The organism is Pedobacter steynii (genome assembly GCF_001721645.1).
Classification (GTDB): Bacteria; Bacteroidota; Bacteroidia; order Sphingobacteriales; family Sphingobacteriaceae; genus Pedobacter; species Pedobacter steynii_A.
In genome coordinates this window covers 4,149,459-4,172,397 of record NZ_CP017141.1, presented here as the reverse complement: position 1 = coordinate 4,172,397, position 22,939 = coordinate 4,149,459, and the positions used below count along the sequence as shown (strand labels likewise).

Annotated in this window: 2 protein-coding genes; both read right to left on the bottom strand. The window is 41.6% G+C overall.

Annotated features, from left to right (window positions below; all coding sequences use genetic code 11):
• Positions 1-326: 326 nt before the first annotated feature.
• On the bottom strand, positions 327-4,439 hold the full coding sequence (locus tag BFS30_RS17200) for a non-ribosomal peptide synthetase (RefSeq protein ID WP_069380423.1): 4,113 nt from the start codon (positions 4,437-4,439) through the stop codon (positions 327-329).
• Positions 4,440-22,931 (bottom strand): hybrid non-ribosomal peptide synthetase/type I polyketide synthase, encoded by an 18,492-nt coding sequence (locus tag BFS30_RS17195; protein WP_069380422.1) that lies wholly within the window; start codon positions 22,929-22,931, stop codon positions 4,440-4,442.
• Between the last annotated feature and the right edge of the window lie 8 nt (positions 22,932-22,939).

The window sequence follows — 22,939 nt, the reverse complement described above, 5'->3', positions numbered from 1 at the left end:
TATAATTATTTTTTTTTAATATGATTTTTAATTTCAATTAGTGGCTTGATTAAAATTTACGGAAGTAAATCCAAAATGCGCTAACATATACCTTATCTAATTAGCATTCAAAATGATACATACATCACAAAGCATTTTAACGAAAGTCAATCATAATACAACAAAAACATTCCACCTAATGACAATATCTTAGTTATTTAACATACAAACAAAAAAATGAACATTTAAAAACAACAATAGATAAACACTTAAACACAAGAATATAAAAAAACATATATAAGAAAATTATTTCACCACAAATATCAAGCACAAAACAAGCGATTGAACTATAGACTATTATCCAGATATTTTTTTAGATATTCAGCAACGTTTACAACAGATGGAGCTTTAAGCAGATCAAAATGACCACCTCCCAGTTCAACAACGACTATTTTTTCCAGGAAAGCATCCTGAAGCTGTCTTAAATCAACTTCCGATGTCTCCGCTTTCATATAAATCAATTGTGCATCAGATTTTTCATTAGCTCCATAATAAAAACGCTGGAGCGCATGACGTAATGACCTGATTGTATTTATAGATTTAATAGTGTCACTTAATTTATTGGAAGTACCTGGAGCCAGTACGAGATTCAGCATATCCTTTGGCAGTTTATTTATAATATACTCATGGCTTCCTTCTTTTTCAAAATGTTCAGCAGCTAATTCCCAGCATTCTTTTACAGTCTGTACATTAGTTAGAGAAGAGATCAACTTCTCTTCAAATCCCCCAATCAGGGCTTTCTCTTCATTTAACGTAAATACGGGATTAATAAAATCATCTGTTTTAGGTGCAAAAATATTGTTTGGAAACACAGGCAACGGGGAGTCAATCATAATTACTTTATTGTTTTTTTCACCGTTCAGCTCCAGTTGTTGTATCATTTCAAGTGCGATTACGCCTCCCAAACTCCAGCCGGCGATTTTATATGGACCGGTCTTTTGAACAAGCTTTAACTTACGAACATATCGGGATGCCATTTCTTTAATGTCTACACTTTGAGGAGCTAGTGAGTTTAATAGCTCACTTCTTAATCCCCAGCAATTGTATTGTCCCATCAACCCAGCCAATTCGACATAGCCCCGAACACTACCACTGACCTCATGTATAAAAAACAGGTTCTCAATAGCCTTTTCACCGCCTTTAAGTAGAACCAGATTTTCATCACTAATAACATCCGTATACTCCTTTACTGTAATCACTTCAGCAAGGGCACTTATCGTTGAGGACCTAAAAAGATCTACTAATCCTACTTCCTTTTTGATTTTTTTATTGATCTGAGAAATCAACTGAACAGCCTTAAGTGAATGTCCTCCAAGATCAAAGAAGCTTTTATTCACACTGATCTTATCCTGGTCTATTTTCAACACCTCAGACCAGATACCGGTAAGTGTACGCTCCAGTTCAGTAGAAGCTGCCAGGTAATCATCCGATACATCCAGACTCAATTCCGGAAGTCCACGCCGGTCTATCTTCCCGCTTACTGTTAATGGAAATTCGGATAAATGAACATAATAAGAAGGAAGCATATACTCTGGAAGCAAGCCTTGCAGGCGCTGTTTTAAGTCAGCAACCGAAACCATTGTTGATGTGGTATAATAGGCTACCAGGTGTTGATCACCTCTTTCTTCCTTAACTACTACCAATGCCTGGTTGATCTCCTCCAATCCACTGATCACCACTTCGATCTCTCCGGGTTCTATCCGGTAACCACGGATCTTCACCTGATCATCAATACGACCCAAAAATTCGATATTCCCATCTGCACCCCAGCGAACAAGATCTCCGGTGCGGTACATCAACCCATCCTTTTCAAAAGGATTGCTCACAAACTTCTCTGCAGTTAAAGCTTCATTATTCACATAACCAGCTGCAAGACCAAGACCAGAGATACATAACTCGCCGGAAGCCCCCTCAGGACTTAAACCCTGATATTGATCCAATATATAAACACACGTACCTGATATCGGACGTCCGATCGAAATTACCCCCCCTTTATATCCGGTTAAATCAGCCACCGTAGTGACCACAGTATTTTCTGTTGGTCCATAGTTATTATATATTTTTAGTGAGGTCCCTTCATTTATTCTCAATACATCCCCCCCAGTCAAAATCAATGCTCCATCAAGGTCGATATCATTTCTAACCAGATCCTGACAGATAATACTTGGCAGGTAAGAATGGGTAATCTGATGCTGGCCAAAAAACTTCTGCAAAGCATGAACATCATACCGCATCTCGTCCCTTAAAATCGGATAAAGACTACCACCACTAACTAAATAAGGATATATCTCCCATACAGAAGCATCAAAACCAACACTGGAATATAAAGTACCACGGCTATCCTGGCAAACCCCATAATAATGCTGATGCCATAAGCATAGATTACTCAGACTTTGATGTGTAATCAGAACACCTTTAGGTAATCCCGTGGACCCGGAGGTATAAATAACATATGCCGGATCATTTCCATTTATCATCAACGCTGTTGCACTCCTGGGATAAGAGTCACAAAGCGCCTCAAAACCAGCAATAAAAACACCATCAATGATAAATCTGCACTGACTATCATTTGTTATAAAATCTATTCTGGTATCAGGATAATTCGGATCTATCGATACATACGCCGCCCCAGTTTTTAGAATAGCCAGCTGAGCAATGATCAACCAACTGCTTCTTTCCAGTTTAACCCCGGCCAGCTCTCCTTTTTGCAGCCCTTCGGTTGCCTTCAGGTAGTGACTCAGTTGATTTGATAAATGATCCAGTTCCTGATAACTCAGTTCCTGATCTTCAAAAAATATAGCCCTCGCATCCGGATGCTTTAACACCTGTTCGCTGAACAACGCTACCACCGTCTGATCGGTTCGGTAAGCAGGGACAGCTCCCCTGCCCAGGTCCAGTAAACGTAAACGCTCAGGGGAAGAAAGCAAATCAAGCTCAGAAAGCCGAATATCAGGAGCGGAAAGGACCTGGTCAATGATCTGTTTGAAATAAGTTCCGAAACGACGGATCGTTAAAGCACTGAACAATTCGATGGAATAACTTAAAGCCAGATATAAACGTCCGGATTGCTCTGAAGCAGAAAGCGAAAGGTCAAACTTCGAACTCTTCTCTCCCTCCTGTTGATAGGCACTCATCACCAGTCCTGGAATCTCCAGTTGCTCGATTTCAAAATTCTCATAAGAAAACATCACCTCTATCAGTGGGTTACGCCCTAAGTCACGTGGCAACTTCAGTTCATCAACCAGATCTTCATACTGAAAATCCTGATGGTCAAAACAGGATAAAGTACGGGAACTCACTTCCTTCAGAAAATCACGGAAACTTAAACTCCCTAAGGGATAATTACGAAGGGCAAGCGTATTGACAAACATACCGATCATCTCATCCAGGTCCGCATGACGGCGTCCGGCAATAGGTGTACCAACCACCACATCCTCGCGGTTACCCAAACGCCCAAGAAGGATCGTATAAACCGATAACAAAACAACATATAAGGTGGAATCCTGCTCTTCTGCTAAACGTCGAAGTCCTCCCGTAATCTGCTCATCCAGCTCAAAACCATGACTCTCTCCCCGATGATTCCGGTGATCCGGACGTTCATAATCGCAGGGAAGGTCCAGCACCTCCGGAAGATCCTGATACGCGGAAAGCCAGAAGGATTTCTGCTCGGCCATGCGCTCCTGTTCTGCTGCACTTTGCTGCCATTCTGAATAATCTTTATACTGCAATCCCGGAGCAGAAAGTTCCTGCCCATCGTACAAAGCCATAAAATCACGGATCAGAATCCCATGGGAAACCCCATCGGTAATAATGTGGTGCATATCCACCATCATCAAGGTCGCTCCATTGGCAACATGGACCAGTCCCACACGGATCAGCGGACCACGACCAAGATCAAAAGGACGGATGAACCTGCTCATTACTGCTCCAACCTCTTCTTCAAGGCACTGATAATCTGTGATTGAAAAGTCTGATCCATCACCTATAACCTGGAAAGGTTCATCCCCAATCATCACAATTCTGGTCCGGAGTACTTCATGACGATGGATCAAAGCGCGGAAAGCTCCGCTCAAACGATCCTGATCCAGCTCTCCATCAAGCCAAACCGCCCTGGGCATATTATAAGCCAGAGAATCCCGGTCAAACTCATATAAAAAATACAAACGCCTTTGAGCAGAGGATAATGCATAATAAGGCTTTTTTCCAACAGGATGAATCGCTTTAACTTTTTTATTATTTTTTGCTTGTTCAATAAAAGAGATCAGCTCTTGTTTATTGGCTCTTACTTCTTCTATTATTTCATCTAAAAAAAGACCATTAGGTATGCTCAATTGAAGCTCGCTATCTATAACATCAATTGCGATATTGTTTTGCCTTAGTTTATATATTAAGTCTCTCATCTAGATCTTTATTTTTATAATTTCTGAACTCTTATTAACACTCACTCCAATCCATTGCTGTACTTCTATAATTTTCGCCATTAATTTTACTGTCGGGTTATTAAAAACATCAGAGATAGGAAAATCCACAGAAAATGTTTTATGTATCTTATTTGCCAGACTCATTGCTTTCAGCGAGTGTCCCCCCAAATCAAAGAAGCTTTTGTTTACACTGATCTTATCCTGGTCTATTTTCAACACCTCAGACCAGATACCGGTAAGTGTACGCTCCAGTTCAGTAGAAGCTGCCACGTAATCATCTGATACATCCAGGCTTAATTCCGGAAGTTTACGGCGATCTACTTTACCATTGCTGGTTAATGGAAACTCAGATAAATAAACATAATAAGAAGGAAGCATATAGTCCGGAAGCAAGCCCTGAAGGCGCTGCTTTAGATCTGCAAAAGGGATGCGTGTGGCCGTGGTGTAATAGGCTACCAGGTGTTTATCGCCACCTTGCTCCTTAACCATCACTAAGGTCTGGTTGACCTCCTCCAGTCCACTGATGACTGCCTCAATCTCTCCTGGCTCTATCCGGTAACCACGGATCTTCACCTGATCATCGATACGACCCAGGAATTCAATATTCCCATCCCGCTTCCAGCGAACAAGATCTCCGGTACGGTACATCAACCCATCCTTTTCAAAAGGATTGCTCACAAACTTCTCTGCAGTTAAAGCTTCATTGTTCACATAACCCCTTGCCAGACCAAGACCAGAGATACATAATTCTCCAGCTACCCCATCAGGACATAAATCTATACTGCTGTTCAGCACATAAACATCACTCCCTGTGATCGGCCGGCCGATCGGAATATTCTCATCTGCCTGAATGGTCCGGGGAATTTTATAACAACAGGTAAAAGTAGTATTCTCTGTGGGGCCATAACCATTATAAATGTTCAATTCAGGAAGCTGACGGTAAACCTTACACACAGAAGCTGCATGAACAACATCACCTCCGGATAAAAGATATACTAATGGCAATCCGGATAAATCATGATCAGCCCACTGGTCTAAAAGTCCGGACGTCAGCCACAAGGTATTCACCCCCTCTGTACGGATCAAATTATTAAGCTTGCCAATATCTATCGATCCATCTCCCCGCAGAACAACTTTACCTCCGCTTAGAAGCGATACCCAGATTTCAAAAGTAGCTGCATCAAAAGATACAGAGGATAACTGAAGGGTTACGGTATGCTCATTGAGCACAATATCACATAGGTTCAACAGCCGAAGGATACCCTGATGAGGAACCATCACACCCTTGGGATTGCCTGTACTGCCTGAAGTATAACTGATATATGCCAGGCTCTCCCCTGTAATGGAAACCGATGGCCTGGAATAAGTCTGAGCGTCCGGGACAAGCTCTGCATCCAGGGCCATAATGGAACCGCTGTAATAATCTACCGCATCAAAAACATGATCGGTAACGGTGAGCAACAAACGGATACCGGCATCAGCACATAAATAGGCTTTACGTTCTGCTGGATAGTCAACATCAAAAGGAACATAAACCCCGCCTGCTTTCAGGATACCAAGGATCCCAACCAGCAACAATTCTGTACCTCCAAGGGAAATACCCACAGCATCTCCGGCCTGGATCTGATAAGAACTTTGCAGAAGACCAGCCAGCTGATTGGACAACTGGTCCAGCTCAGCATAAGTCAGTGCACGCTTTTCAAAAACGACAGCCACAGCATCCGGCCTTTGCAGAACCTGTTCGCAAAACAAATCTACTACGGTCTTTTCTATTCCATAGGCAGCAGCAGATCCTTTACCCAGTTCCAGTAAATGTGAACGCTCAGCAGCAGAAAGCAGGTTGATTTCAGAAAGATGCATATCAGGATCCACCAGCACTAATTTTATAATCTGTTGCAGATAATCTCCAAAACGTTCAACCGTTGAAGCATTGAACAGGTCTCTGGAATAACTTAAATTCAGATATAGCAGTCCGGACTCCTCGATAGCAGAAAGAGACAGATCAAATTTGGAGATTCCCGCTTCCTGAGCGTAAGGGGATAAACTTAATCCGGGAATAGACAGTGAACCGGTTTCAAAATTCTGATAGGAAAAGGTAGCTTCAAAAAGTGGGTTCCGACCTGTGTCACGAGAGAGCTTCAGCTCATCAACCAGATCTTCATACTGAAAGTCCTGATGGTCAAAACAGGATAAAGTACGGGAGCTCACTTCCTTCAGAAAAGCACGGAAACTCAGGCTTCCTAAAGGATAATTACGTAAAGCCAGCATATTGATAAAAATACCGATCACTCCTTCCAGATCCGCATGACGGCGACCAGCCGTTGGAATACCGACCACTACATCCTCACGATTACCCAGCTGGCTTAACAAAATTTTATACGCAGACAGTAACACCATAAATAAGGTCGCTCCGTTTTCTTCGCCTAAACGACGAAGCCCCCCGGTGGTCTGTTCATCCAGTTCAAAACCATAACTCCCGCTTTTATGTACAGCCTGCCTGGAACGTGCATAGTCCAGGGGAAGTTCCAGTGCTTCAGGAAGATCCTGATACTCAGAAAGCCAGAAGGATTTCTGTTCAGCAATGCGTTTCTGTTCTGCTGCACTCTGCTGCCATTCCGAGTAATCCTTGTACTGCAATCCCGGAGCAGAAAGTTCCTGTCCATCGTACAAAGCCATGAAATCACGGATCAGAATCCCATGGGAAACCCCATCGGTAATGATGTGGTGCATATCCACCATCATCAAGGTTGTTCCACTGGCAACATGGACCAGTCCCACACGGATCAGCAGACCACGACCAAGATCAAAAGGACGGATGAACCTGCTCATTACTGCATCAACCTCTTCTTCGCTGCTCTGGTACACTGTGATTGAAAAGTCTGATCCATCACCAATAACCTGAAAAGGTTCATCCCCAATCATCACAATTCTGGTCCGGAGTACTTCGTGACGATGGATCAAAGAGCGGAAAGCTCCGCTCAAACGATCCTGATCCAGCTCACCATGGAGCCAGACTGCCTGTGGCATATTATAAGCCAGGGAATCCCGGTCAAACTCATATAGAAAATACAAACGCTTCTGAGCAGAAGACAGTGCGTAATGTCCTTTCCCGGTGGCTAAAGGTATTGAAGAATAAACTGAGCCTCCAGACATACCTTGAATATATGCAGATAAACTTCGGATACTCTGATGGCTGAAGATTGCTTTTAAAGAGACTTCTACTCCCACCTCTTTCCTGATCCGGTTGACCAGACTCATTGCTTTCAGCGAGTGTCCCCCCAAATCAAAGAAACTCTTGCTTACACTGATCCTGTCCTCTTCTATTTTTAAGATCTCTGACCAAATGGTGACAAGAGTATCTTCCAGGCCAGTAGAAGCCGCCACATAATCATCTGCTATATCCAACCGTAATTCCGGAAGTCCACGACGGTCTACTTTACCATTGCTTGTTAATGGAAACTCGGATAAATGAACATAATAAGAGGGAAGCATATACTCTGGAAGCAAGCCTTGAAGACGCTGCTTTAAGTCAGCAACAGGAAGTCTTGCTGCTGTAGTGTAGTAGGCTACCAGGTGTTTATCGCTACCTTGTTCCTTAACCACTACCAAAGCCTGGTTGATCTCCTCCAATCCACTGATCACCACTTCGATTTCTCCTGGTTCTATCCGGTAACCACGGATCTTCACCTGGTCATCAATACGACCCAAAAATTCGATATTCCCATCTGCGCCCCAGCGAACAAGATCTCCGGTACGGTACATCAACCCATCCTTTTCAAAAGGATTGCTCACAAACTTCTCTGCGGTTAAAGCTTCATTGTTCACATAACCTTTTGAAAGTCCAAGACCAGAGATACATAACTCTCCTAATGCCCCCTCAGGACTTAAACCCTGATATTGATCCAATATATAAACACAGGTACCTGATATCGCACGCCCGATAGGAACCGCCGATTTAAAGCTTGAACTTTGTTCAACATGATAAATAAGACAACTTATAGTACTCTCAGTTGGACCATATTTATTATAGAAATTATAGTTCTTTTTGTACCGGTTGGCCAGATCTGCACTGCAGGCTTCTCCTCCGGCAATGATCCGCTTCAGGGAGTTTTGATCCGGCAGACGGATGTTTTCCAGAAAGGAAGGTGTAGCATGAAGATGAGTCACCTCATGAATCCGGAGATAATCCTGGAACATTTCCTGATCTGTAAGCACTTCCTTACTTAGCAATACCAAACCAGCACCGCTTAATAAGGCCAGCCAGATCTGCTCAACTGAAGCATCAAAACTGATCGTCGAAAACTGAAGAATACGCTCAGCAGAGGTGATCTCAAATAAATTCCGCTGACTTTCAATAAAATTAATCAATGAAGTATTGCCTACCATGACCCCTTTAGGTTTTCCGGTACTGCCTGAGGTATAAATAATATAAACCAGATCTCCCGGTTCAGTCTGTACCTGAACCTCTCCCCCCTGTTCAGCAACACTTTCAGCCGCTGAGATATCCAGTACAGAAATATGATCCTGATATGTCTGCCAGTACGCTGATGAAGTGAGCAAAAAGCTGGCGCCACTATCTTTCAATAGGTAAAGAATACGCTCTTGTGGCAAAATACTATCAATAGGTACATAAGCTGCTCCTGACTTTAGTATACCAAGAATCCCTGCAATCATCTCTGGTGAACGGTCTAACATCAACCCGATTACTGCTCCAGATACCACTCCCGAATTTCTTAAAAACACACTCAACCGGCTGGAAAGATCATCCAGTTCCTGATAACTCAGTACCTGATCTTCAAAGATTATTGCAGCAGCATCCGGATTCTTTAACACCTGCTCCCTGAACAGCTCTACCAGAGTCCGATCGGTTCGGTAAGCAGGAACAGCTCCCCTGCCCAGTTCCAGTAAACGTAAACGTTCAGTGGAAGAAAGCAAATCAAGATCAGAAAGCCGCAGATCAGGAGCGGAAAGGACCTGGTCAAGAATATCATCCAAGAAAACAACCATTTTACTCATTAACTCAGGATCATATACGTTTGAGTTAAAATCGAATTGAATGCTGATCTCCTCTCCGGGAATCACCAGAATACTTAAATCGTAATTTGTCTGTTCAAACATTCTTACATTATCAATTTCTATATCATCGGAAATATCCTCTTCTGGTATATGTCCCTCCAGCCGCTCAGACAATGGATAATTTTCAAATACCATAATATGATCAAACAGATCTCTTCCGGGTTCAGTTAAGGCCTGTATTTCTGCTAATGGATGATAATGATAACTTCCTGCTTCAAGAGCCTGGCTTTGCACCGACTTTAATAATTCTGCAATAGTATCACTAGCCTCATAAGTTATTCTCACTGGTACAGTATTAATAAATAGACCAACCATACGCTCTACATTTTCAATTTCAGCGGGTCTCCCGGATACTACCGAACCAAATACAACATCATTGGTATTATTGTATTTACTTAACAAAAGTGCCCAGACGGCTTGAATGATACTATTAACCGTTATCCCATATGTACGGGAAAGCTTATTGACAGCTTGTGTCCTGCCTCTGTCTATAATCAATGAACTAGCACTAAACTCAGGCTGTAAGAAGTAGGCAGTATGCGCTTTCCTTTTTTTAGGTAAGCTTACAGGAACTTCATAAAACAACAAATAATTCTTCCAGTAATTAGCCGCTTCTTCTTTGTCTCTGCTATCAATCCATTTAATGTAATCCGCATAGGGCTTAACAGGAGGAAGAATAAATTCGCTACCGCTGGACAGACTTGAATAAATCTTCCTGAATTCTTCAATAATGATCGCCATACACCATCCATCCATTAGGATATGATGATGACTCCATATAAATTCAAATTCATTTTCTGAGGTTTGCAAGACAGACAATCGCATCAAACTATCATTACTTAAATCAAATTTATTTGACATGTCCTTCAGGCGGAAAGACTCCACAATCCTCTCTTTTGAATCATTTCTATACTCATCACGGATATCTTTATACAGAAAGTCCACAGGACTTTCCTCTAAAACCATCTGTAATGGATGCTTCAAATCCTCATAAAGAAATCTGGTCCGAAGAATGTCATAGCGTTGAGATAACATATTGATACTGGATTTTACAGCTTCAACGTTTAAGTTACCCTTCACTGTAAAGGTCATCTGTTCGAAATAATTATCTGACGCTTTATCAAGCAAGGCATGAAACAGCATGCCTCTTTGCATTGGTGATAAAGAATAGATATCCGTAAGATTATATGCCCCCTGTAAATGGTTGAGCTGATCTATTGTCAAACCTTTATAGGTGAGATCAGAAGGACTTAATTCAGTCTTGCCATAATTGCAGCAGTAATCAATCACTTCTGCCAGACACACTCGATAATGGTCCATCAGGTGTTGTAATGTAGATTCCTTAAACTGATTTTTACTATAGATAATATCCATATATAACTGATGTCCTGACACCAGTCCCAGAACTTCCAGGTCATAAGGTCTTACTTGTTCAGGAGCAACAATATTCCCTTTTGATTCAGAGGAAATAGAGTAAGATTTATTTTCAGTATCCTGATCGAATTGTCCGAGGTAATTAAAACTCATTCTGGATTCTCTACTGACATTACCATGGATTGAATCAGTAGCCATATATTTATTAATCAGAAAGTCCCATCCTTCATTAGGAACATTTCTAAGTGCTTCCTTTACACCTTTTATGACCTCAGACAATGCCATTCCCCGGTATTTAAGTACCACGGGATAGATGCTTGTAAACCAACCTACGGTACGACTGATATTAATCAACGGATCTGCACTTTGACGACCGTGACTCTCTAGATCAATCCTGATTACATTATAATCGAATTGTTTCACTATACTCAACAACAGTCCGGTTAACAGTATATCATTAATTTGGGTCCCAAACGCAACTTGTGAATATTTCAGCAATTTTGTTGTTTCAGCCTCAGTCAAATGAAAAGAGACAACACCTGTACTGCTATATGTATTTTCTCCATCTGAGAGCTCAGGTCTGATATCATTTATTTCCTGAGCATTAATACTGTCCCAGTATGATTTTGCCTGCAAAAAAGCTTTGCTTTGTGAATACGAGTAGATAGAACGGGACCAGACTTGAAATGAATCAGTTTTCAATGGTAGCTCCAAATGCTTATTTTCCATCAATAATTGGTAGAGCGACTCAATATCTTCGAATAAAATCCTCCAGGATACGCCGTCGATTACCAGATGGTGTATAATGATTAATAAATGGCTACCATCATTAGTATGAAATAAACCAAGTTTCATTAATGGCCCATTCTCTAAGTCTATACTTCGCTGGAGCTTGTTGACTTCTAAAAACATTAGTTCTTTTGCATGGTCATGTTTTGTCAGATCGAAAGTATTTAGCCATACGGGTGTTCCTGCTTCAAAATTTCTTTGAGAAATGCCCCCCTCATGCTCGGCAAATACCATTCTCAATGCATCATGATGATTCTGTAGTTTATAAAATATCTGATTTACCGATTCAGCAGAAATGCCGCGCTCAAATCTCAGCATTACAGCATGGTTGTTATGGTGTCTATACCTCTTATTTTTATCAAAAAACCAGGACTGAACAGGGCTTAAAAGTACTTCCCCATAAACAGGAGACTGATCTGATAATCGCTCCAGATGTTTCAATTTTGATGCGAGAGTTTTAATTACCGGGAAGTTAAATACAGACTTCACGGATAGTTCATATCCTAAACCACGCAAGCGGGAACTGATCTGAATGGACTTGATGGAATCACCTCCCAATGAAAAGAAATTATCATGAATACCAACTTTCTTTACTCCAAGTACTTTAGACCAGATATCCACCAAAAGTATTTCTTCTTTTCTTGTTGCTTCTTCGTAAGCGCTTTGCTCTTCCATGCCAGGATCAGGTAAGGCTTTCTTATCGATTTTCCCACTGGTAGTGAGGGGAACATTTTCCAGATACATATAAATTACAGGAACCATATATTCCGGCAGTTTATTTAGTAAGAAGGTCTTTAGTTTTGCGTTTTCGATCTCTTGCTCTGCACTGTAATAAGCAATCAAATTTTTACTACCCTGCTTTTCTCTTAAAAGAACTATAGCATGATTAACCCCAGTATAAGAAAGCAATTGATTTTCAATCTCTCCCAGTTCAATTCTGTATCCACGAAGTTTGACCTGATTGTCAATTCTGCCAATAAATAAGATATCTCCATCAACCGTCCACTTTGCAAGATCGCCAGATTTATATAATTTCTGATTTTCACTGTATGGACTGCCTACAAATCTCTCTGCAGTAAGGTCTTCATTATTCAGATAACCTCTTGCAACCCCTGCCCCACCGATATATAATTCTCCTGCGACTCCACGAGGTAGTAAACAGCCTGAAGCGTTTAAAATGTAGAATTTTACATTCTTCAATGGCTTTCCTATCGGAACGGGTAATTTATCATTATTTGGCAATGTAGAATAAGCACTGCTATAAACTGTTGCCTCTGTAGGCCCATAAACATTTTCAATGGCAATTCCTGTCTTCAGAGCCTGAAACTTTCTAACTAATTCACCGGATAATGCCTCTCCGGCAAGGAAAATGTACTTTAATGAAGCTATTTTATTCAAATCCCGCTGTCCTATGAAATTCAGGAATGCCGAAAACATGGACGGAACAAAGTTGATATGGGTAATGCGATTCTGTTCTATTGTATCTAGTATCGCTGAAGGATCATTTTCTGAGCCCGACTTAAGTATACAGAGGCTTCCACCATTTAAGAACCATCCGAAGATTTCTGCAACGGATACATCAAAAGAATAATTTGTTTTTAACAGGAATTTATCTGTCGCTGATAATGGATACTTTTGATCCATAGCAGTGATGATATTCACCAGGGAATGATGTTCTATCATTACACCTTTGGGCCTACCTGTAGATCCGGAAGTATAGATAATATAAGCCAGATCTTTACCTGTAATATCTACAATCGGTCTGGAATGGTCAATGGCATTTAAGTCCTTCCATAAATCAGTAATAGAGGTCTGATCAATCTGCGTCGCAACTGCGTATTGAATATGATCACTTTTAATAATAAAGCTTAGTCCGGAATCTTCAATTATTGAATTAATCCGTTCTAGGGGATGTTTTACATCAATCGGAATATAGGCATATCCAGCCTTGAGTACGCCGAATATAACTGGAATAAGGTCTATTTCCCGATCAATTAATAATCCGACGATTTTCCCCTTTTCTAAGCCCACATGTTGATGCAAATAATTGGCCAGCTGAGAACTACGCTGATCAAGTTCTTCATAAGTCATACTCCGTTGCTCATCACTCAATGCCACTGCTTCTGGATTTCGCCCTACCTGTTCCACAAATAAGTCCAGAATTGTTTGATCTGCCGGATAAACAGCGGCTGTAGCGTTAAACCCATACAACAATTGCTCCTGCTCCTGAACAGATAAAACTGAACCCATACCAATAGGAGAATCCGGACTGCTTAAGATCAGTTCCAGTACCCGATGGTAATAACTCATGAACTGCTCCACGGTACTTCCACTCACAAAATTACTCTGGTAACATAAGGAAAGCTTCAGTTCCCCACCGGTCCGGTCTACATTCAGGTTAAATAAGGAGTTGTTCCGCGTTTCTCCTGAAACTCCTTCTCCCTGATCAGCAACTGGTCCATCTGACAAAACTGCCCCTCCACCCTCATTCAGTTCAGCACCCTGTAAAGCATCGTAAACATGAAAATCTACATAGTTGAACAGCACATCAGTGATCGGATTCTGATCTCCTGAAGCCTCTTGCAGCCCGGATACAATCTTCGAAAAAGACAAACGCTCATACTCCTTCTGTCCATTCAGCTTTGTATTGATCTCCTGCACAAAAGAAAGCCAGCTCCCTTGCTCGGGTACAGAAGTTCGAAAAGGTACTGTATTCAAAAAGCAACCCAGAATCTGGTCCCCATCCTCCAAAGCAGGACGGTTATTGGTCACCAATCCAACCGTCAGGTCATTCTCGTAACTCAACATATAAAGGGCGTAAACAAAAGCTGAAAAACAAAGGCTGCGAACACTCACTTCTGAAGATAAATTCCAGGAATTTAACCCCGAAAGTAAAGCCCCGTCCAAACTCGATTGGTGGGTCCGGTACTCAGATACTTCCTCTACTGAGGAAAAAACAAAACGTTTATAATCCTTCAGTGCTTCCTGCCAGTAAGTCTGTAATCTCCCGTCCATCGAGGCCAGATGCTGATCAATAACAAAGTCCAGATAGCTATGGCGCAGTCCGGCAGGACGGAATTCAGGATCGGCAGAAAGACTCATCAGCGTATTGTGAAGCTCTGTATTCAAAGAGGCCTCACTCCAGCCGTCAATAATCGCATGGTGACAAACCAGACATACACAACTCCGACCCTCTTCCAAACGGAAAACCAGCAATCGGAATAAGCCGGGCTCACCAAGACCGAAAGGCTCATCCTTATCCTGTTCCAGCGATTCCCGGATAAAAGCCTCCTGAGCTGAGCTAGACAGCTCACTCAAATCCTGGTAACGGATATCGGCAACACCCTCGGTAAAAACAACCTGTAACAGCTCTTCCTCTCCCTGGTAAAAACCTGTCCGAAGAATCGAATGTTTCTCGATCAGAAGGCCCATCGCCTGATCAAGCAACGAAAGGTAATGATCCGGATAACGGACCACATGAACCATCTGGTCATGATAAAGTCCCCGCTCTTTCATCGAATGATAAAGCATCCCCTTCTGAATGTCACTTGCCGGATAAACAGCACTTACATCATCCCCATTCACTGAAGGATGTGACTCCAGGAACGACGACCGTAAAATATCATAAGAGGCCAGTAAACCGGCAACTACTTCTTTTTCATCTGACAACGGAGAAACAGCCACTAACCGTGGGCTCAACTCTCCAATACACTGATAGGTAAACAGATCGGCAATGCTCATCTTCAAACCCAGATCCCGGTTGATCCGGCTAACCAGTTTCAGTGCAAGCATAGAATCTCCACCTAAACTGAAAAAGTTACTGGTCAAGCCGACCTCAGCAACCTGAAGTACAGAAGACCAAAGCTTACTTAGGGCAATATCAAGGTCACTTTCCGCAGCTACATAAGCAGATCCATCCTGAGGAACAGGTGCTGGTAGTGCATCACGGTCTACTTTCCCGTTTCCGGTCTGAGGAAGGAAAGGAACCTGAACAAAGTGTGAGGGAACCATATAATCTGGCAATACCCCCGAAAGATAACTCCGAATCACGGACAACTCCAGTTCTTCTGTACTAACCAGGTAAGCACACAACGAACTGTTATTTTCATGATCCTCTCGGACCAGCACCACCACATCTGAAATCTGGTCATGCTCCAGCAAACGGCTTTCGATCTCCCCAAGTTCAATCCGATAACCACGGATTTTAACCTGATGGTCAATCCGGCCGATATATTCCAGTTCTCCGTTTGCCTGCTGACGGCACAAATCCCCGGTCCGGTAAAGACGTTCTTCAGCACGGTAGGGATTGGGCACAAAACGAGATGCATTAAGCTCCGGACGGTTAAGATAACCACGGGAAACACCTGCTCCACCAACATACAGTTCTCCGGTAACGCCCTGAGGAACCAAACGCTGGTAAGGATCAAAAATATAGGCAGATAGTGTCGGAATAGGTGTACCAATATTGCTCACATTCCCACCGATCTCCTGTTCTGTAATTAATTTATAAGTCACATGCACTGTCGTCTCGGTAATCCCGAACATATTGATCAGCGCGATATCCGGATACCTGGCATACCAGCCAGATAGCTTTAAAGGTTTAAGAGCTTCACCACCAAAAATAACATACCTTAACTTCAATGCATCGGGTGATAACCCCGCATACGATTCTGCTTCGATCAGGTTATAAAATGCCGAAGGGGTCTGGTTCAATACCGTAACACCATGAGAAACCAGTAAGGAAAGATAGGAACCCGGGTCACGGGCTACCATTTTGGGGATCATCACCAGTTTTCCGCCATACAATAACGCCCCATACATTTCCCAGACACTAAAATCAAAATAAGGATTATGGAACATCGTCCAGACATCTTCTGCTCCGAAATCAAACAAAGGCTCCGAATGGAAAAATAAACGCACAACATTCCGGTGCTCTACCAGTACACCTTTTGGATAACCAGTGGTACCGGAGGTATAGATCACATAACAAAGATCTTCGGCAAGATTCTCCGAAGGTAAAGCTTCAAGGCTGATCTCATCCTGTTCAAGAACCTGCTGAACAACCATCGTATTTAGCTCATGGGATACCAGGTAGTCAGTTGCAGTCACCAGAAGCAACACAGCTTGACTGTCTTCCAGCAGATAACTGATCCGGTCATGAGGATAATCCAGGTCCATAGGAAGGTAAGCCCCGCCGGCTTTCAGAATGCCGAGCATCCCTATCACAGTCTCTTGTGTCCGTCCGGTTAACAAACCGACAATACTATTCCGCCCTACCCCCGCTTTACGCAGAACACGGGCAAGCCGGTTGCTTAAACCATCAAGTACCTGATAACTTAGCGAAACATCCTGATCTACCAGAGCAATGCGATCCGGGTAAAGCTTTACCTGCTCCTCAAAATAGCTGACCACAGTACGATCTTCAGGATAAGATACCGAGGAATGATTATGCTGATTTAAAAGCTGATATTTCTCTTCTTCTGATAAGATATCTATATCTGCAATACGAATATCATGATCTGATACGATAGCACTAATCACACGCTGTAGATAATGTGCAAAACGTCCGATTGTAGACTCAGTAAACAGGTCGGTAGAATAACTAAATCCGAAATATAAACGGTCAGCACCTTCTACAGCCGATAAAGACAAATCAAATTTAGCACTTCCAAGTCCATGATCGTAGGCATCGAGTTTCAACCCGGAAATCTCAAGTGCTTCCGTTTCAAAATTTTCATAGGAAAATACGGTCTCAAATAAAGGATTCCGACTCATATCACGTGTCAGTTTCAGCTCTTCAATAAGTTCTTCATATTGAAAATCTTGATTATCGAAGCAGGAGAGTGTTTTTGAACGTACTTTCCTCAAAAAGTCACGAAATTTCAAATCCCCTTCCGGATAATTCCGTAATGCAAGGGTATTCACAAACATGCCGATAATACCTTCAATTTCAGGATGCTGACGACCCGCTAAAGGGGTTCCTACAACGATATCCTCCCGATTACCAAGCCGACCAAGGAAGATATTGTATACTGACAACAAGACCATAAATAAGGTTGACTTTTCCTGCTCGCCTAAATAGCGCAAGGCAGCAGTAGTCTTTTCATCCAGTTCAAACTTATAGGTCCCTCCCTGATAACTGCGTTTTTTAGGGCGGGCATAATCAGCAGGCAGCTCAAGAATATCTGGCAAGACCTTATATTCTGCCAACCAGAATTCTTTCTGTTCGCGGATACGTAACTGCTCACCTTCACCTTGTTGCCACTCTGAATAATCTTTATATTGCAATTTCAGGGATGGTAATTCTTCTCCTTCATACAGCTGCATGAAATCGCGGATCAAAATTCCCTGAGAAATTCCATCTGTAATGATATGGTGCATATCCACCAACAACAAATGTTCTTCCTCTGCGATCGAAACTATCCCTATACGGATGAGTGGTCCTTTATCCAGATCAAATGGACGGATAAACTGACGGATAACTTCTTTCAGCTCAAGCGTTGAAATCCTGTACTCTTCTATAGAAAAACCGGCCCCATCACCAACTAGCTGACAAGCCTCTCCATCTTTTAGGATAAAGCTGGTACGTAAACTCTCATGACGAGAAATGAGTTCTTTAAAAGTATTGCCGAATCTGATGAGGTCGAGTCCACCGCTAATTCTCACCACCTGCGGCATATTATAAGCCAATGAACTTTTATCAAGTTCATATAAAAAATACAAACGTTGTTGCGCAGAGGACAATGCATAAGTTTCCTTTTCAGTAGCCTTATTAATCCCGGTTGAATTCACGGCCAACAAGGAAATGAGAGAAGCAATCGCCCGGATAGAGGGAGCGTTAAAGAACTCAGCCAATGAAATTTCTTTTTCAAATTTCCGCCTTATTGAATTCAATAGACCTAAGGCTTTGAGTGAGTCTCCTCCGAGTTCAAAAAAATCATCGTTAACGCCAATGGTATCGTAACCAAATAGGCTCTTCCAGATTGCAGCTAATTCAGTTTCTATTTGATTTTCAGGAAGGTCAATGTCACCGGAAAGCTGTGGCCTTTCCAATTCTGGCATTTTAATATTATGATCGGGTAAATCCTGTTTTTTCAAAACCCAACGGTCCATTCTGTCCTTCAAATCATGAACTGACACGACAAGACGACCATGTCCCAGTAATAACTCCATTTGAGAAAATACCTGGTTACCCTCATTTTCAGTAATAGCCAGATCAGCAGCTCCATTATTCTCCGTTCCCCATGCATCCCAATTGATGGAAACCCACCGTACGGCATCAACACCATCATTTATTTCAGCCATACGGTCCAGACAAGCATTTGCAGCGGCATACGCAAAATAACCGATTCCGCCTAAAACTGATGCTATAGAAGAAAATAACACCACAAAGTCAACCTGATGATGCTTAAAAACCTGACGAATATTTTCAGCACCTTTCAATTTTGCATTGAACTGTTCTCTGCAGGTAGCTATGCTTAATTCTTTAATCAAATGATCTTCATGATGCGAAAAACCAGCTGTCGAAAGATGAAATACTCCCACTATGTTCCCTAGCTCCTGTTCAATCTGCTGAACTGCTTCATTAAGCAATTTTTCATCCGCCACATTAGTCGAAACATAAAAAACGTCAGATTTAATTTCTTTAAGCTGGTTGAATCGCTTCAACTTTTCACTATCTGAGCTATTGATGCCGGAACTGATTTCAGTTCTCCCGATGATCGCCACTCTTGCTCCTTTCCTGCAGAGATATTTTGCCAGAACAAAACCTACATTTCCAAGACCTCCGGTAATCAGGTAAACTGAATTCTCCTGAATTTCAAATTTGGAATCAGGAGCCAGCTCATTTTTATTCAATTGCTCATAAGCGGGAATCCATCGCGTATAATTTCTCAAGGCAATGACAGTTTCATTGGAGTCAATTGACACCTCCTTACCTATCCTTTTATAAAGCCCTGGTAGATCGGATAGTTCAGCAGCGGAAACATCAATATTTTTAGATTTCACATAGAAATACTCCTGAGAGATTACTTTTAATGTACTGGCAAGATACGAAGCACGTAATGTTAATTGCTCTGAACCATAAACATCATAGTTATCTATAGTTAAACAATTTAAAAACACCTCAGGTACGCGTGTCAACCGGCCAAATGCTTTCCCTAAATGCAATAAATGATGATAAGAGACAAAATCAACCACATATGCCGCAGGTAAAGTATCCTCAGGAGTAAAAAAGGAAAGATCAATAATTGTTAACGGCTCACTTAGCTTATTAAAATGCTCGACAAATTCAAGGTAATGTTCTGGATTATCTATATTAATTTTGAAGCCATTATGATTGTCCAGGCTGACCGTGTCTGATAAACCTGGCACCAGGCTGTATACTTTGTCCACAGGAACGTCGATATGACTTATAAAATTACGGATCAGCTGCTCATCGAAACCTATGATCAACCATTTTCCATCTAATTTTTTTTGCTTATAATGAGCTGTGCTTTTTTTCCATCCAGGGATATAGAACCATTTTTCTACTTCATTTTTATTGGTCTCTCCATTTAACTTACGTCCGCTTAATAAATCATCCAGTATTTGTGGATCAATTTTAAATTCTTTATGAGTAAAACCATATCCTGGCAAGGAAATTTTCGCCTGACTTTTATAAAATGAAGACCAGTTAATGTCTACTCCAGACAACCAGATGTCACGAAGTTTATTCAGTAAATATCTTAAATCTGGAGAAGAATGATTATTTACATGTCTTACAATACTATGAACGTGATGACTCTCTTTAAATTCTTTATTTTTTTCAACAAATGACCCTATAGAATTTCCAGGTCCCAGCTCCAGAATGATCACTTCTTTCGCTTCAAGTATTTTGCTTATTCCTTTCTCAAGCTGTACTGGGCTCTTTAACTGTTTAGCCCAATATACTGCAGTCTGACAATCTTCAGTTTTAATCCAATCTCCTGTTACATTAGAAATAAATGGAATCTGAGGCTCATGAAATACGACATCTTCCATTTCGTTTTCCAGCATTTCTGCTGCATCCCGCATCATAAAAGAATGAAAAGCATGTGATGTTTTTAAAATACCGGCATTGATGTTTAACTCGGTAAATATGCCATGCAGTTTAATGATCTCTTCCGTCGTGCCGGACAATACACAGTGCAATGGGCTGTTTATCGATGCAAATGAAATCGAAGGAGAGGTAAATTTGACCACCTCTTTCCAATTTAAGTTTACAGCAAGCATTTTACCAGGTTTCATATTCTGCATAAACTCAGCCCGCTTTGAAACTAAACGGAGCGCGTCCTCTAATGAAATCACCCCTGATAAACAGGCAGCAACATATTCCCCTATACTATGTCCGATAAATGCGTCTGGTTGAATGCCTCTGGAGATCATTAATTTTGCCAGTGCATATTGAAAACTGAATAATATGGGCTGACTATTTATAGTTTCATTGATTTTTTCACTGTTTTCGTCTGCATCTGGATAAAGTACGGTACTGAAATCTGTTCCTGTGATTCTTTTTAATATACCAAAACATTCATCCAGAACAGTAGAGAATAGGACTTCTTCTGCGTACAGCTCTTTACCCATGTTTGCATACTGCATACCCTGACCGGGGAATGCAAATATTATTTTCTTATTTTTTGAGATGGCTAGCCCGCTCTTAAAGGCGTTTAGTTTAAAAATATCAAGTAATTCTTCCCTGGATCTGAATACCGCACTCAATCTGCAGGCCATATGATCCCTTCCGGTTTGAAGAGTATGAACCAGGGCAGACATATCCAGATTCTCATTTTTCTGGATATATTCATAGAGATTTTCTTTCATCAATTCCAGTGCAATCTTATTTTTTGCCGATAGAATCAGTATTTTTTCATCGTCAGAGGCCTCCTTATCTGAAACAGTACTGAGGTGCTCTTCCAATACCATATGTATGTTGGTCCCGCCAATTCCAAAGGAACTAATTCCCGCTCTTCTGGGTTGCTCAGAAACCCAGTCTTCTTGTTTATTGGTAAGGATAAAAGGGGATTTACCAATTCCTAATTTTGGATTTTCAGTTTGAAAATTAACAAGAGGTGGAATCACTTTATGCTTAAGGACAAGTATCGTTTTAATTAGTCCGGCAATACCGGAAGCAGCATCCAGATGTCCGATATTAGTCTTGGTAGCCCCGAGATAACAATAATTCTTTTTGTCAGTATCAAAGGCCTTTTTTAACGCTTCTATTTCTATCTGATCCCCCAGATTAGTACCCGTTCCATGAGTTTCCACAAAACCAATGTGCTCTGCTTCAAGTCCCGATAATTTCAGCGCATTTCTAATGACCTCAATCTGCCCCTGTACACTGGGAGCAGTAAAACCACCCTTTCTGTTCCCGTCATTATTAATCGCACTTCCTTTGATCGTCGCATAAATATGATCGTTATCTGCTATCGCCTTACTTAACAATTTAAGTACAATCATTCCTGAACCCTCTCCTCCAATAATGCCATTGGCATTTTCATCAAAGGTCCGGCAATGCCCATCCGGCGAATTAATGTATCCCTCTTTATATAAATAGCCTATGCTTCTGTTTACGCTGACCGAGGTTCCACCTGCAATGGCCAGGTCAGACTCTCCTGATAAAATAGACTTCAATGCCATATGTACTGCAACCAACGAAGTAGAACAAGCCGTATCAACATTGACACTTGGGCCCTTCAGTCCAAGCTTATAAGACACCAATGTTGGCCCGAAATCTTTATTCATAAAATGGTTGGCCGACCAGTTTCCGATTTCTGAGGAGATACCGGAAACATTACACAATACTTCCCATAATGGATTTGCTGAACATCCGGCAAACAAGCCAATATTACCTTTGAAATCAGAAGGAGCATAACCGGCATCGGTTAGAGCATTATATATACACTCGTGCATCAGCCGGATTTGTGGATCCAGTAAAATCGCTTCATCAGCAGTATAATTAAAAAACTCTGCATCAAAACCGTACCTGTCTGCAATCTCACAACCATTCGATTTAATGTAGTTGGGGTCGTTTAGGAGTTCAGATTTTACCCCAGATTCCATTACTTCTTCAGTGGTATAAAATCTGACAGATTCCTTGCCTCTCTGAATATTCTCCCAATAAGTATTTATATTTTCAGCATCCGGAAACTTGCAAGCCATACCAACAACTGCAACTTCCAATCCGGTAAAATTTGTATTAGAATCTAAATCCATTTTATCGA